The organism is Bradyrhizobium sp. RDM12 (assembly GCF_051917485.1).
In the GTDB taxonomy this organism is placed as follows: domain Bacteria; phylum Pseudomonadota; class Alphaproteobacteria; order Rhizobiales; family Xanthobacteraceae; genus Bradyrhizobium.
Genome location: NZ_CM133064.1, coordinates 4,800,744 through 4,815,681 on the forward strand (window position 1 = coordinate 4,800,744; position 14,938 = coordinate 4,815,681).

At 65.2% G+C, this 14,938-nt stretch carries 10 protein-coding genes; 9 read left to right on the plus strand and 1 reads right to left on the minus strand.

Translation table 11 applies throughout. The features are described from left to right. The first annotated feature begins 47 nt into the window (after nt 1-47). The gene (locus ACTGJ9_RS23475; RefSeq protein ID WP_456673028.1) at nt 48-1,199 is read left to right on the plus strand and encodes a serine hydrolase domain-containing protein; all 1,152 of its coding nucleotides are present in this window, start codon (nt 48-50) and stop codon (nt 1,197-1,199) included. 204 nt (nt 1,200-1,403) lie between these two features. On the opposite strand, the gene ACTGJ9_RS23480 is transcribed toward ACTGJ9_RS23475, so the two are convergent. Beyond that, nucleotides 1,404-2,615: a hypothetical protein gene (locus ACTGJ9_RS23480; protein WP_456673029.1), complete on the minus strand. Its 1,212-nt coding sequence runs from the start codon at nt 2,613-2,615 to the stop codon at nt 1,404-1,406. A gap of 228 nt (nt 2,616-2,843) precedes the next feature. On the opposite strand from ACTGJ9_RS23480, the gene ACTGJ9_RS23485 reads away from it, so the two are divergent. From ACTGJ9_RS23485 to pyrH, 8 genes are all read left to right on the plus strand, one after another. Further along, on the plus strand, nt 2,844-3,350 hold the full coding sequence (locus ACTGJ9_RS23485; RefSeq protein WP_456673030.1) for a hypothetical protein: 507 nt from the start codon (nt 2,844-2,846) through the stop codon (nt 3,348-3,350). A gap of 342 nt (nt 3,351-3,692) precedes the next feature. Next, on the plus strand, nt 3,693-4,412 hold the full coding sequence (locus ACTGJ9_RS23490) for an outer membrane protein (RefSeq protein ID WP_456673031.1): 720 nt from the start codon (nt 3,693-3,695) through the stop codon (nt 4,410-4,412). Nucleotides 4,413-4,938: 526 nt separating this feature from the next. Beyond that, nucleotides 4,939-8,442, plus strand: coding sequence for a DNA polymerase III subunit alpha (gene dnaE, locus ACTGJ9_RS23495; protein WP_456673032.1), 3,504 nt, complete (start codon nt 4,939-4,941; stop codon nt 8,440-8,442). A 119-nt stretch (nt 8,443-8,561) separates the two neighbouring features. Next, complete coding sequence (locus ACTGJ9_RS23500; protein WP_456673033.1) at nt 8,562-9,302, plus strand: carbonic anhydrase; 741 nt, start codon at nt 8,562-8,564, stop codon at nt 9,300-9,302. 174 nt (nt 9,303-9,476) lie between these two features. Beyond that, a complete protein-coding gene (locus tag ACTGJ9_RS23505; RefSeq protein ID WP_456673034.1) occupies nt 9,477-11,888 on the plus strand; it encodes a caspase family protein in 2,412 nt (803 codons plus the stop codon). 208 nt (nt 11,889-12,096) lie between these two features. Then, entirely contained in the window at nt 12,097-13,086 is a 990-nt protein-coding gene (locus ACTGJ9_RS23510) for a 30S ribosomal protein S2 (protein ID WP_456673035.1), read from the plus strand. Between the two features lie 136 nt (nt 13,087-13,222). Continuing rightward, on the plus strand, nt 13,223-14,146 hold the full coding sequence (gene tsf / locus ACTGJ9_RS23515) for a translation elongation factor Ts (protein WP_456673036.1): 924 nt from the start codon (nt 13,223-13,225) through the stop codon (nt 14,144-14,146). 60 nt (nt 14,147-14,206) lie between these two features. Further along, a complete protein-coding gene (gene pyrH, locus ACTGJ9_RS23520) occupies nt 14,207-14,923 on the plus strand; it encodes a UMP kinase (RefSeq protein ID WP_456673037.1) in 717 nt (238 codons plus the stop codon). Nucleotides 14,924-14,938 lie beyond the last annotated feature (15 nt).

Sequence of the window (14,938 nt, forward strand, 5' to 3'; positions counted from 1 at the left end):
ATCGGATGAGGCGTCGGCAATTCATTTCGCTTCTCGGCGGGGCTGCCTTGGCGCCAATCGCCGGGTCTTCGGTCTGCGCTGACCCGCCGGCCAATTGTACCGCTCCGGCGAAGCGTGATGACGGCTGGTCTATTCCGTCCGCCAATGAAGACAATGACGTCGACCGGGCCGCGCTGTGCAGGATGGCCGACCGACTCGAAAGCTCCGGTTCTAACATTCATGCCGTGCTGGTCGCTCGCCACGGTAGACTGGCGTTCGAGCGATATTTCAAAGGATCTGATGAGGTCCCCAGTCGCATCTTCGGCGTCCGGGTCACGGACATCAGCTTCGACGCCGATATGCTGCATAATCTCAAATCATGCTCAAAGAGCGTTGCGTCACTCGCAGTCGGGATCGCGATCGACCAGGGCATCATCCGAAGCCTCGACGAACCGGTATTCAACTTCTTCCCCGAATTGTCCGACCTGCGGTCCCCGGACAAGGATCGCATCCTGCTCTCGCACGTGCTCACCATGTCGATGGGCCTGAAGTGGGTGGAGGCAACTCCGGCGACAGGTGACGACAATGACGAAGTGCGCATGCATATGGCGCGGGATCCCGCTCGTTACGTCCTCGATCTTCCCGTGACCGCGCCGGCCGGGCAGGGGTTCTTCTACAACACCGGTGCGCTCACGCTGCTCTCGGCGATCGTCCACAAGGTCACCGGCCGACCGCTCGATGAATTTGCACGTACAACACTGTTCGACCCTCTCGGCATCAGCGACCTCGAGTGGAGCAGGATCAAAGGAGACAGCGATGCCGGAGGCGGATTGCGTCTGCGGCCGCGCGACATGGCGAAAATCGGCCAACTGGTCCTCGCGGGCGGTCGCTGGAACGATCGGCAAATCGTTTCCAAAGCATGGATCGAAGCGTCGACCACCATGAAGCTCAAGGCGACCGACGGTCAGTCGTATGGATATTTGTGGTGGCTGGGGCGCTCCCGGGTCGGTGGTCGTGTAGTCCAATGGATTGCCGCGCAGGGCCGAGGTGGCCAGTCGATCCGCATCGTCCCGGAGCTCGATCTCGTCGTCGCGGTGACCGCGGGATACTATCAAGACTATAGCCCTGAAACTTTCAAATTGCAGTACGGCGTGTTCAGGGAGGTCTTGCAGGCGATCGCGCCTCCGGTGCAAGGCCTCGCGAACCGCTTTGCGAAATGACAAAGTTTCGGACCAGGTTCGTTATCGGCGGCATCATCGGGTGCGCTTGCACTGTGACTGGTACGAAACGAAGGCACGAGGGAAGCGGCCGGGTGACGCTCGAGGCGGTTGCCAGTTCCGCGCGAAGATCTCAGCGGCAAGCTGCCCACGACGCAGCCAGCCGTCCAGGCGGCGTCAAAACAGCGCCGCCCGATGCTTGCGGCCCTAGCTGCCGCGACTTGGCAGAGGAGCCGATGGCCAGGGGCTCTTCGGGACGGCCGTCGCGGGTGGGCAAGATGCCTCGAGCTGCCTCCACGCCGAAGGCAGACCCGTGGCGTCAATGTCGAACTTTGTCGCGTCTGTCGTTTCGTCCTGCAGGGAGCGCGAGGCCATGATCGCCCTAAACATACCGAAATCGAGCGAGCCGATCCACATTTCGTAGTTGCCGACGTACGCCGCAATTCCTCCGACTTCCTCTTTGGAATCGGCGTCCGCCGTCATCGTGATCGTGCTCTTGCCGATCGCCGCATCGTCGATCTCGGCCGCGAACATCAGCGGCACGCGATTCTTGGTTTCGCAGAACAGGCGCCATTCCATGGTCCGGAATGACGCATCGTTCTCCTTCTTCAGCACTGCGAACTTGCTGACGTAGGGCCACGTTCCCTTCTCCAGCCGCCACATCGCCTCGGCAAGCGGTCGTGTGTCGATCCCGAACCGGTACAGTTCGGCACGCGTCAGCAGGTGCAGATTTTCGAACTTCACGGTTTGGATCAGATCATCAAGCTCGCGCCTGATCCCCATCGACGCAATGTAGGCGGTACGCTCGCGGTCGGCGCTTGCGGTGCGACGCTGCCTGAATTCTGCCAGCAACGCCGGAGGCGGATGGCCGTGTATGGCGAATACGAGCCTGGAATTATGCACCGCCAGCGCGGCGTCGGGTGCGACCTCGCGCGAGGTCGCACCGAGAAACAGGTAACCGCAGGCCGAGTTGCACATCGCATGGTAGGTGGTGAGCTCGGCCTCGACTTCGCCGCCTGCGTTCTTCGTTGTCTGGCACGCGGCGTCCACCTGCGTGCCCGCGGCACATGCCGTCGCGATGGTCTGCCCGATCCGCGCGACTGCCTTGCGGCTGCGCAAGAGGCGTCCGATGACATAGGACTGCTCCACATTGCCGCCGGGCGAATGAAGGTAGATCGGACGCTGCGTGTCCTTGATGCCGGCGAGGAAACGACGGACGCGCGACGCGGCGTCATTGTCGATCTGGCCCTCGATCGCGATCCAGCGGTCGCAGCCCGGCCCGCAAGCATCAGGGGTCCCCTTCGCAAGATAGATCCTCAGCCTGGCGGCAAATCCGGCCCTCTCGGCCGTTGTCTGTTCTGCACGCAATGCGCCGGGGATCGAGAGCGCGGCCACGAGGAGCAGGATACGGGCAAGCATTAATGAGCAGACCGGGCAGGGGAGGACACGCGCCGACGGTACAGGATGATCGGAGCAGCCACAACTTTTAGTGGCATGTTGGAACGTCGTGAGATCATTCTATCAAGGACGGAGGTCTATCTTCCGTTGAGACCCACGAGGCATGGATCGAGAGGCAGGGTTCGATCCCGCTGCCTTCTCCCGTCAAGGCCGTGCCACGTTGCCGGTGTCAAACGCCTGGATCAGCTTGTGGCTATTGACCCGCGGCCGCTCACGATCACGCGGCCGGGTGCGTTGCGCGCCTTGGCAATGTGCCGGGATGCGTTGGTGTTGTGCGCGGCTCTGCGACAGCACGGCGTGCCCGCCCGCGTCCGCTGCGGTTTCGGCACATACTTTACCGGGCACGGCTATCACGATCACTGGGTGTGCGAATATTGGGCGCGGGGTGAACAACGCTGGGTCTTGGTTGACGCGGAACTCGACGAGCCGCACCGTCGTCTTCTCAAGTTCGATTTCGATCCAACCGACGTGCCGCGTACGGCAGGTGTCGAGGCGTGGCAACGATGCCGAAGCGGGGCGATTGATCCCGAGCAACTGGGGCAGGGAATGTCGACCGGTCTGTTCATCTTGAACTGGATGAAGCCGCTCTGTTGCGTTGTGATGGTCTGGCGCAGCGAGGTGAGGAGGAGCCGTCGAGGTCGCGCCATCACTGGACGCTCCGCCCTGGCCATAAGATATCCGGGCGCGCGCCCTTAATCGCGTGCTCGCAGCCGACATGAATGCACTCGCGGCGATCGCGCTGGGAATGTGGCGAGAATGCGAAGATGGAACAACGCGCGCATTCTTTAATTCTCGGATCACATGATTGTGCGCGCGTCGTTGTTTCGCGCGTTCGCACTGTGTATCGCGTCGACAACATTGGAACTGCTGAAGAGTCTCGTTTCAAAGCGTTTCCGCGCGTGAATCGCTAAACTTTCATTAATGTAGCAGGGCCCTTTGACGTGAACTGTTGCGTCGAGGTTACAGCAATTCCGTCGATGGCTGTTATGACGTCGCCACGGCCCGGGGGCCTAACGACGAAACTGGAACGGGATTCAAATGAACAAGAATATGTTGCTTGCTGCCATGAGCCTCGTCGCGATCAGCGCGACTGCACCGGCACTGGCTGCTGACCTCGCTGCGCGTCCTTACACCAAGGCGCCCGCGATGATCGCAACTGTCTATGACTGGAGCGGGTTCTACATCGGCATCAATGGTGGTGGCGCTTCCGCTCACACGACCTGGGATCAGACCGCTCCGCTGGTTGGCGGCGAAGGTTCCCACAACGCCACCGGCGGCACGGTCGGTGGTCAGGTCGGCTATCGCTGGCAGTCGGCACAGTGGGTGTTCGGCCTGGAAGGCCAGGGCAACTGGGCTGACTTCTCCGGCGACAACCTCAGCGCGCTGACCGGCTTCACCGATCGCTCGAAGATCGATTCGTTCGGTCTGATCACCGGCCAGGTGGGCTACGCCTGGAACAACGTCCTGCTCTACGTCAAGGGCGGTGCGGCTGTGGTTGGCACCAAGAACGAGCTGCGTACGGCCGGCGTGACCGTTGCCTCCGTCAACGACACCCGCTGGGGCGGCACCGTCGGTGCGGGCCTCGAGTTCGGCTTCGCTCCGAACTGGTCGGTTGGCGTCGAGTACAACCACATCTTCCTGTCGGACAAGGACATCACCTTTACCGGCATTCAGACCGATCGCGTCCGCCAGGACGTCGACATGGGTCTCGTCCGCCTGAACTACAAGTTCGGCGGCCCGATCCTCGCCAAGTACTGAGCAAAACACTGAGACCAGCCGCTCCTTCCGAGCGGATGTCGAAAGCCCCGGCCTAGCGCCGGGGCTTTTTTATCGTGTGAATTCAGCGAGTTAACCATCTGATTTTGAAGCGGCCGAGTTTGCTTGACTCTTGAGAACGAAATGAGAACAATGTTCTTCATACGTTCTGGTGATGGAGCAAGCCATGTTCAGGATTTTCGTGGAAGAAGCCGCTGCACTGACGTCGATCGCGCTGTTCGTCGGGATGATCGCGATCTGGGCCCAGGTGATCCCGCAGCTCTGATCCCCCAGCTCTGATTCCGCAGTTGAAGACCAGCGGTTTTGGAAACCGTTGGTCGGGAAGCTGACGGCGGCCGCTGGGGGGCGCCTTGGGGAAAAGCGGGATGAGGTGGCCGATCGGCGGCTCTGGCGTGGACTCTGGCGCAGCGAGCCCCCACCATTGTGAGGCGAGTCGGCCGGGCGAGTGCAAGATGCCTCCACTGCCGGCAACCGCTCCACCCCATCTGCAAGAGGCCGTCACGCGACCATGCCGAGCGCCGGATTTGTCCACCTTCACGTTCACTCGGCCTATTCGCTGCTCAAGGGCTCGATCAAGATCGCCAAGCTCGCGGAACTGGCGAAGAAGGATCACCAGCCGGCGCTGGCGCTGACCGACACCGACAATCTGTTCGGTGCGCTGGAATTCTCCGACAAAATGGCGGGCTCCGGCATCCAGCCGATCGTCGGCTGCGAGCTCGCGATCGATTTCGGCGACCAGGATCCCAATGCGCGCAACGCGCTGCCGCCTTCGCGGGTGGTGCTGCTGGCAGCGCAAGAGCGCGGCTATCGCAGCCTGATGCGGCTGAATTCGCGCGCGTTCCTCGAATCGCCCGACAGCCACGCGCCCTTCATCAAGTTCGACTGGTTCGACGGCGAGACCGAGGGCCTGATCGCGCTGACCGGCGGCCCGGACGGGCCGATCTCGCTCGCGCTTGCGAGCGGCCAGGCTGAGATTGCGGCCGCGCGCTGCGAGCGTCTCGCCGGCCTGTTCGGCGACCGCTTCTATGTCGAATTGCAACGCCACAACCTCGACAAGGAACGGCGCGTCGAGAGCGGACTGATCGACATGGCCTATGCCAAGGGCCTGCCGCTGGTCGCAACCAACGAACCGTATTTCGCCGCGGCGGACGATTACGAGGCCCATGACGCGCTGCTCTGCATCGCCGGCGGCCGTCTGATCGCGGAGACCGAGCGCGAGCAGCTCACGCCCGATCACCGCTTCAAGACCCGCGCCGAGATGGCGGTGCTGTTCGCCGACATTCCGGAAGCGCTGGCGTCGACCGTGGAGATCGCCGAGCGCTGCTCGTTCCGCCCGATGACGCGCAAGCCGATCCTGCCGTTCTTCACGGTCGGTGCCGCGGCGAGCTCCGATGCCGCTGCGGTCGAATCGGCCGAGCTGAAGCGGCAGGCGGAGGAGGGGCTCGCCAATCGTCTGCGCGTGCACGGCCTGTCGCAGGGCACGACTGACGAGGACTACAACAAGCGGCTGGCGTTCGAGCTCGACGTCATCATGCGCATGAAGTACGCGGGCTACTTCCTGATCGTGTCCGACTTCATCAAATGGGCAAAGGCGCAGGGCATTCCGGTCGGACCCGGCCGTGGCTCCGGCGCAGGCTCGCTGGTGGCGTGGGCGCTGACCATCACCGACCTCGACCCGATCAAGTTCGGTCTGCTGTTCGAGCGCTTCCTCAATCCCGAGCGCGTCTCGATGCCGGACTTCGACATCGACTTCTGCCAGGACCGCCGCGGCGAGGTGATCAAGTACGTGCAGGAGCGCTACGGCCGGGACCAGGTCGCGCAGATCATCACCTTCGGTACGCTGCAGGCGCGCGGCGTGCTGCGCGACGTCGGCCGGGTGCTGCAGATGCCTTACGGCCAGGTCGACAAGCTGACGAAATTGGTGCCGCAGAACCCGGCCGCGCCGGTCACGCTCGCCGCTGCGATCGAGAGCGAGCCAAAGCTTCAGGCCTTCCGCGACGAAGACCCGGTGGTGGCGCGCGCCTTCGACATCGCGCAACGCCTCGAAGGCCTGACGCGGCACGCCTCGACCCACGCGGCCGGCATCGTGATCGGCGATCGCCCCTTGAGCGAGCTCGTGCCGATGTACCGCGATCCGAAGTCGGACATGCCGGTGACCCAGTTCAACATGAAATGGGTCGAGCCGGCCGGCCTCGTCAAGTTCGACTTCCTCGGCCTGAAGACGCTGACCGTGCTCGACGTCGCATGCAAGCTGCTCAAGCCGCGCGACATCCATGTCGATCTCGCGACGCTGCCCATCGACGATGCCGAGAGCTACCAGATGCTGGCGCGCGGCGAGGTGGTCGGCGTGTTCCAGGTTGAAAGCCAGGGCATGCGGCGCGCGCTGGTCGACATGCGTCCCGACCGTTTCGAGGACATCATCGCGCTGGTCGCGCTCTATCGCCCGGGCCCGATGGCGAACATCCCGACCTATTGCGCGCGCAAGCATGGCGACGAGGAGCCGGAATATCTCCATCCGGTGCTCGAGCCGATCCTCAAGGAAACCTTCGGCGTCATCATCTACCAGGAACAGGTGATGCAGATCGCGCAGGTGATGTCGGGCTATTCGCTCGGCGACGCCGACCTGTTGCGCCGCGCCATGGGCAAGAAGATCCGCGCCGAGATGGAGAAGCAGCGCGAGATCTTCGTCGCCGGCGCGGTGAAGAACGGCGTGCCGAAGGGGCAGGCCGAGACCATCTTCGAGCTGCTGGCGAAATTCGCCGACTACGGCTTCAACAAGAGCCACGCGGCGGCCTATGCGCTGGTGTCCTACCACACTGCCTATATGAAGGCGCATTATCCGGTGGAGTTCATCGCAGCGTCGATGACGCTCGATCTCAACAACACGGACAAGCTCTCCGAATTCCGCTCCGAGGCGCAGCGCCTCGGCATCAAGGTCGAGCCGCCGAACATCAACCGCTCGGGCGCGACTTTCGAGGTCGGCGACAAGGTCATCTACTATGCGCTCGCGGCGCTCAAGGGCGTCGGCATCCAGGCGATCGACCAGATCATCGAGGAGCGGACCAGGCGGGGGTTGTTCACCTCGCTCGCCGACTTCGCGGCGCGGGTCAATCCGCGGGCGATCAACAAGCGTATCATCGAGAGTCTGGCTGCCGCCGGCGCCTTCGACACGCTGGAGCCAAACAGGGCACGGGTCTTCGCCGGCGCCGACTCGATCCTCGCCGCCTGCCAGCGCGCGCATCAGGCCGAGACCATCGGCCAGAACGACATGTTCGGCATGTCGGCGGATGCCCCGACCATCATGCTGCCGCAGATCGAGCCGTGGCTGCCGGCCGAGCGGCTGCGCCGCGAATATGACGCGATCGGCTTCTTCCTGTCGGGCCATCCGCTCGATGATTACGCCACGGTGCTGAAGCGGCTGCGGGTGCAGAGCTGGGTGGAATTTTCCCGCGCGGTGAAGACCGGCGCTACCGCCGGCAAGGTCGCGGCCACCGTGGTGTCGCGCATGGAGCGGCGTACCAAGACCGGCAACAAGATGGGCATCATGGGCCTGTCGGATCCCACGGCTCATTTCGAGGCCGTGCTGTTCTCCGAAGGCCTCGCGCAATATCGCGACGTGCTGGAGCAGGGCGCTGCGGTGCTGCTCCAACTCGGTGCTGAATTGCAGGGCGAGGACGTCCGCGCCCGCGTCCTGCATGCCGAGCCGCTGGATGACGCCGCCGCCAAGACGCAGAAGGGCTTGCGCATCTTCGTGCGTGACACCAAGCCGCTGGACTCGATCGCCAAGCGTCTGGCCGGACCGGAGGCCGCGAGCGCGAACGGCGCTGCGCCAAAGATCGGCAGCCCCGGCATCGCACCGCGCGGTGGCGGCGACGGCGAGGTTTCGCTGGTGATGATGCTCGACCTCCAGACCGAGGTCGAGATGAAGCTGCCCGGCCGCTTCAAGGTCTCGCCGCAGATCGCCGGCGCCATCAAGGCGGTCGCGGGCGTCGTGGACGTGCAGCAGATCTAGCCTGCTGCCGCGAAGGCCCGTGGCGGATGTAGTGGTTTCGTCACGTGATCGCGGCTATGATCGGCCGCGATGGTGCTCGTCCATGAGGGCGCGTCCGTCGCGCCGGGAGGGAGCGGGACATGTGCAATCAGTGCTCTGGAACCATGCCTGACAGACCGGCGCCGTCGCGGCGGTCCGCGATGCTGCTGACGGCGGCCGCACTTGGCACCGCCTTCAGCGGCCGAGCCTTCGCCAAGGACAACAAGGCGCCCCCCAAACCGCAGAACGTGCTGTCGCCGGATGCGGCGCTGAAACGGCTGATGGAGGGCAATGCCCGCTACGTCGACGGCGTGACGCGGCGCCACGACTTCAAGCACGAGCGCGAGGCTTTGGCCGGCGGGCAGAATCCGTTCGCGGCGGTGCTGAGCTGCGCCGACTCGCGCATCGCGCCGGAATATGCCTTCGACACCGGCCGCGGCGATCTCTTCGTTTGCCGCGTCGCCGGCAATTTTGCCGGCACCGAGACCATCGCCAGCCTGGAATACGCGGTCGCCGTGCTCAACACGCCGCTGATCCTCGTGCTTGGCCATGATGCCTGCGGTGCGGTCGATGCCACGCTGAAGGCGCTGAAGGACAACACATCGCCGCCGGGACGCATTCCCTCGCTGGTCGATGCGATCGCGCCGGCCGCCAAAGCTGCGATGCAGCAGGGCGGGCAGGTGCTCGACAACGCGATCCGGCAGAACGTGGTCGACAACGTCACCAAGCTGAAGGCGGCCGCGCCGATCCTCAGTGCAGCCATGGAACAAGGCAAGCTGAAGATCTCCGGCGGCATCTATCGGCTCACCACGGGAACGGTCGATCCGATCGCGCAAAGCTGAGGCTCGAGGCTGACGCTCACGCAAAACGGCTGAGGCTTACGCGGAGCTTACGCAGGACATCGCGCTCGGCTGACGCCATGCCGTCGCCTCAATCCGAGCCTTTCGTTCAACTGCCGTTCAGCCGGCCGCGCGTCTGATGCGCAGCGGCATCTCAACAACAACAACGAGCAAGCCATGCGCGGGACACACAAGGTCTTCATCTGCCTCCTTCTGCCAATCCTCTTCGTGGCGGGCGCACTGACGCCGGTTCGCGCGCAGCAGCAGGAAAAGCGTATCGCGCTCGTGGTCGGCAACGGCGCCTATGCGAAGTCGCCGCTGGCAACCACCGCGAACGATGCCGGCCTGATCGCGCAGACGCTGCAGGCGGCGGGCTTCGACGTGGTCGGCGCACGCGATCTCGACGGCGACACGCTGCGCAAGAGCTTGCGCGATTTCATCCAGAAGGCGCAGGCCTCGGGCCCCGGCACCGTCGCGATGATCTATCTGGCCGGCTATGGCATGCAACTTGCCGGCGAGAACTATTTCATTCCGGTCGATTCCAACATCAGCCGCGACACCGACGTTCCGACCGAGGCACTGCGCATCAGCGATTATGCCCGCCAGCTCGCTGCGATTCCGCTCAAGGCCAACATCATCGTGCTCGACGCGGCGCGCGCGCAGCCCTTCATCGAGGGCGGCCAGCAGCCGATCGCGAGCGGCCTGGCGCTGGTCGAGCCAGATCCGAACATGCTGATCGCGTTCAACGCCGCGCCCGGTACGGTGGCGCCGGAGGAGCCGGGGCCGTACGGAATCTATGCGCAATCGCTCGCCGAGATGATCCGCGCCGGGGGCCTGTCGTTGCCGGAGGTGTTCGACCGCGTTCGCTTGCGCGTCAACGAGGCCTCCAAGGGCGGGCAAGTGCCGTGGGACGACCAGAAGGTCACCGAGCAATTCGCGTTCTTCGAACGCGCCCCGGACGCGCCGCCGCCGCAGGCGGCACCCGACCAGGTCGCGGCGATCCGCAACAAGCCGATCCGCGATCTCGGCGTACAGGACGCCTATGCGGCTGCGCTCGAGCGCGACACGCTGCCGGCCTATGAGGAATTTCTCGCCGCCTATCCCGGGGATCCCATGGCGAAGCGCGTGATGGCGATCGTGGCGGCGCGCCGCGAGGCGATCACCTGGCGGCGGTCCTATCGCGCCGATACGCCGGACGCCTATTGGTCGTATCTGCGCCGCTATCCGCGCGGACCCCATGCGGGCGACGCACGACGCAGGCTTGCGATCCTGACCGCGCCGCTCGAGCCGCCGCCGACCTTTGCGATGATGGACTATGACGTGCCGCCGCCGCCGCCGGCCGAAGTGGTCTATGTCGATCGTCCGGTGCTGTATTTCAGCGACCCTGATTTCGGCTTCGCGCCGCCACCGCCGCCGCCGGATTATTTCTGTCCGCCGCCACCGCCGGACTTCGTCGTGCTGCCGCCGCCGCTGCCGGTGGTCGGCCTGTTCGTGCTGCCGCAGCCCATGTTCGTGCCGATCCCGGTGTTCGTCCGGCCGCCGGTTTATGTCGCGCCGCCGCCGAACAACATCATCTTCAACAACATCCATAACACCACGGTCATCAACACTGTGATCAACCAGGCGCCGGCCGCGCCGCCGGCCGGGAATGCCGCTGCGGCCGCAGCCATTGCAGCGAACGGACCGGGGCGCGCAGGCGGGATGACGCAGGTGCCGACGGCCGTGAAGCAGCAAGCGCAGACGATCCAGGCCAATCCGAACCAGCAGCTCAAGCCGAGCCAGGCGGCATTCGTCACCAATCCCACGGCAAAGCCGGCGGCGATGATGGCGAAGCCGGTCAACGCCACGCCGACTGCGGTTGCGCCGCAGACCACGCCGCCGGCGGCCGGCCATGCGCTTCCGGTTCCGGGCAGCCACAATACGCCGCTCGCACCGGCCGGCGCGGGCCAAGGACCGAACCGGCTGGCGCCGACGGCAACGGCACCTGCCAACGGCCTGCCGCAAGTGCATCCCAATGCAGCAGCGGCCCCCGCCAACGCGGCAGCTCCCGCCAACGCCGCCACCGCACCGGCCTCCAAGCCGCCCGTGAAACCGCCCGTGGCACAAACGCCGGCAGTCGGTGGGCCGGAGCCGCGCGCGAAATCATTGGCACATGAGCCGGCGGGGACCCCGCCGACGAGTCCGGCGGGCAAGCCGGCCGTGACCAATGCGAAGCCGACGCCGCCTTCGCCGCCGGTCGCGGCGCGGGAGCCGATCAGGCCGCAGAATCTGCGGGCCACGCCACCGCCTGCGCAGGCCGCAAAGCCGGCGCCGGCCCCGCCGCATCCGCAGGCGGTTGCAAGACCGACGCCACCGCCCCGGGCCGCTGCGCCGCCTCCGCGGCCGCCGGTGGCCGCTGCACGGCCCGCGCCGCCACCGCCACCCCGGCCGCCAGTCGCCGCCGCCCGGCCTGCGCCGCCACCGGTGGCCCGCCCGGGACCGCCACCGCCGCCCCGGGTGGCTGCGGCCCCGCCGCGGCCGGCCGCGCCGCCGCCGCGCCCGCCTGCGGCGGCGCCGAAAAAGTGCCCGCCGAACCAGCCAAGATGCTAGCGGACAGGGTCGAAATCCCGGAATGGGCCTTTCGCGGGCGGTAAAGCCCCGAAAGGCCCTTATTTCCTTGCTTCTGGCCGAAATGGCGCTATACAGCGCGCCATCTCACACGGAAGCATGGCTCACAAGGCCGTCCGGTGGCAGCCGGGGCGACAACGCTCCGTCTTGCTCACACGCTTCCGGAGGAACCAACCGGAGAATTAGAACGATGGCACTACCCGATTTCACTATGCGTCAGCTGCTCGAAGCTGGCGTGCATTTTGGTCACCAGTCTCACCGCTGGAATCCAAAAATGGCTCCGTTCATTTTCGGCGCCCGCAACAACATCCACATCGTCGACCTCGCCCAGACCGTGCCGTTGCTGCACACGGCGCTTCAGGCCGTCAGCGACACGGTTGCCAAGGGCGGCCGCATCCTGTTCGTCGGCACCAAGCGCCAGGCCCAGGACGGCGTCGCGGACGCGGCCAAGCGCTGCGCGCAGTATTTCGTCAATTCGCGCTGGCTCGGCGGCACGCTGACCAACTGGAAGACGATCTCGGCCTCGATCAAACGCCTGCGTCACCTCGATGAGGTGCTGGCCGGCGGCGAAGCCAATTCCTACACCAAGAAGGAGCGCCTGACGCTGCAGCGCGAGCGCGACAAGCTCGACCGTTCGCTCGGCGGCATCAAGGACATGGGCGGTCTGCCCGACCTGATCTTCGTGATCGACACCAACAAGGAAGACATCGCGATTCAGGAAGCCCAGCGGCTCAACATTCCTGTCGCCGCGATCGTCGACACCAACTCCGATCCGAAGGGCATCACCTATGTGGTGCCGGGCAATGACGACGCCGGTCGCGCCATTTCGTTGTATTGCGATCTGATTGCGCGCGCCGCGATCGACGGCATCTCGCGCGCCCAGGGCGATTCCGGCATCGACATCGGTGCATCGGCCCGTCCGGTCGCCGAAGAGCTGCCCACGACCGCCGGCTTCCAGGGCCTTGCCGGCCCGCGCGGCACCGCCGACGACCTCAAGAAGCTCCCGGGCGTGTCGGGCGCGATCGAGAAGAAGTTCAACGACCTCGGCATCTTCCACTTCTGGCAGCTCGCCGAGCTCGATCACGACACCGCGCACAAGATCGGCGAAGAAGTTGGTCTGCCGAGCCGTGCGGATGCCTGGGTGGCCAAGGCCAAGGCGCTGACCGCGGAAGCGGAATAGTCAAAAAGAGCGATCGGTTGGCCGGATAGGATCCGGCCACCATCTCATTCAGTTGACGCGAATTCCTGAGATGGACCGCGGCGGGGCGATTGAAGCCGCGCCGCGGCGAACCGGCAGGCAAGAAGGATTTTCAACGATGGCAACGATCACTGCTGCGATGGTCAAGGATCTGCGCGAGTCCACCGGCGCAGGCATGATGGACTGCAAGGCCGCGCTGACCGAGAACGACGGCAACATGGAAGCAGCGCAGGATTGGCTGCGCAAGAAAGGCCTGTCCAAGGCCGCCAAGAAGTCGGGCCGCGTCGCGGCCGAGGGCCTGATCGGCGCGCTCACCAAAGGCAACAAGGGCGTCGTGGTCGAGGTCAACTCCGAGACCGACTTCGTCGCGCGCAACGGCCAGTTCCAGGGCCTCGTCAAGATGGTCGCCCAGGTCGCTTTCGACGTCGGCGCTGACGTCGAGAAGATCAAGGGCGCCAAGGTGGGTGACGTCACCGTGGAAGCCGCCATCAACGACGCGATCGCCACCATCGGCGAGAACATGACGCTCCGTCGTGCCGCTTCGCTCGAAGTGAGCCAGGGCGTGGTGTCGAACTACATCCACGGTGCGGTCGTCGAGGGCGCCGGCAAGATGGGCGTGATCGTGGCGCTGGAATCTCCCGGCAAGGCCGACGAGCTCGCAGCGCTCGGCCGCCAGATCGCGATGCATGTCGCCGCCACCAACCCGCTCGCGCTCGATCCGTCCGGTCTCGATCCGGCCGTGGTCAAGCGCGTGAAGGACGTGCTCGCCGACAAATACCGTCAGCAGGGCAAGCCGGAGAATGTCATCGAGAAGATCGTCGAGTCCGGCCTGAAGACCTACTACAAGGAAGTCTGCCTGCTCGAGCAGGCCTTCATCCACGATACTGGCAAGTCGGTGGCGCAGGCGGTGAAGGAAGCCGAAGGCAAAGTCGGTGGCGCCGTGAAGATCGCGGGGTTCGTGCGTTATGCCCTCGGTGAAGGCATCGAGAAGCAGGAATCGGACTTCGCGGCTGAGGTCGCGGCGGCCAGCGGCAAGAAGTAAGCGCCGGAACGTTCCTTCCGGCGTGCCGCCGGAAGCGGCGCCCGGACGAGGAAAGTGCTCATGACTGATCCGGTCTATCGTCGCGTCGTGATCAAGCTGTCCGGCGAATACCTCGCGGGACAGCAGGGCTTTGGCATCGATCAGCCGACCATGGACCGGGTTGCGGACGATCTGATCGCCGCCCGCCAGCTCGGCACCGAGGTTGCGGTGGTAATCGGCGGCGGCAATATCTTTCGCGGCGTCGAGGTGTCCTCCCGCGGCGTGTCGCGCCCGACCGGCGACACCATGGGCATGCTTGCCACCATGATGAACTGCCTCGCGCTCGAAGCCACGATCGAGCGCAAGGGCACGCCGGCGAGGGCTCTGTCGGCGTTCGTCATGCCCGAGGTTTCCGAGTTGTTCACCCGCACCGCGGCGCACAAATACCTCGCCGAGGGCCGGATCCTGTTGCTTGGCGGCGGAACCGGTAATCCGTTCTTCACCACGGACACGACGGCGGTGCTGCGCGCCGCCGAGATCGGCGCCGAGGCGGTGCTGAAGGCGACCAATGTCGACGGCGTTTACTCGGCCGATCCGAAGAAGGACCCGTCGGCCACGCGATTCGACCGGCTAACCCATTCACAGGCCGTCGAGGGCGGCTACAAGGTGATGGATGCGACCGCCTTCGCACTTGCCCGCGAGACATCGCTGCCTATCATCGTGTTTTCGATCGCGGAGCCCGGTTCGATCGGCGCGATTCTACGCGGCGCAGGCCACGGGACGATCGTCGCCGGCTGACGGCTCATCTGGTGC

Excerpts from the sequence above, each read along its gene's own strand:
- ACTGJ9_RS23500 (WP_456673033.1), top strand. The coding sequence starts at position 8,562 with ATGTGCAATCAGTGCTCTGGAACCATGCCTGACAGACCGGCGCCGTCG.
- tsf (WP_456673036.1), top strand. The coding sequence starts at position 13,223 with ATGGCAACGATCACTGCTGCGATGGTCAAGGATCTGCGCGAGTCCACC.
- ACTGJ9_RS23480 (WP_456673029.1), bottom strand. The coding sequence starts at position 2,615 with ATGCTTGCCCGTATCCTGCTCCTCGTGGCCGCGCTCTCGATCCCCGGC.
- ACTGJ9_RS23490 (WP_456673031.1), top strand. The coding sequence starts at position 3,693 with ATGAACAAGAATATGTTGCTTGCTGCCATGAGCCTCGTCGCGATCAGC.
- ACTGJ9_RS23510 (WP_456673035.1), top strand. The coding sequence starts at position 12,097 with ATGGCACTACCCGATTTCACTATGCGTCAGCTGCTCGAAGCTGGCGTG.
- ACTGJ9_RS23505 (WP_456673034.1), top strand. The coding sequence starts at position 9,477 with ATGCGCGGGACACACAAGGTCTTCATCTGCCTCCTTCTGCCAATCCTC.
- dnaE (WP_456673032.1), top strand. The coding sequence starts at position 4,939 with ATGCCGAGCGCCGGATTTGTCCACCTTCACGTTCACTCGGCCTATTCG.
- pyrH (WP_456673037.1), top strand. The coding sequence starts at position 14,207 with ATGACTGATCCGGTCTATCGTCGCGTCGTGATCAAGCTGTCCGGCGAA.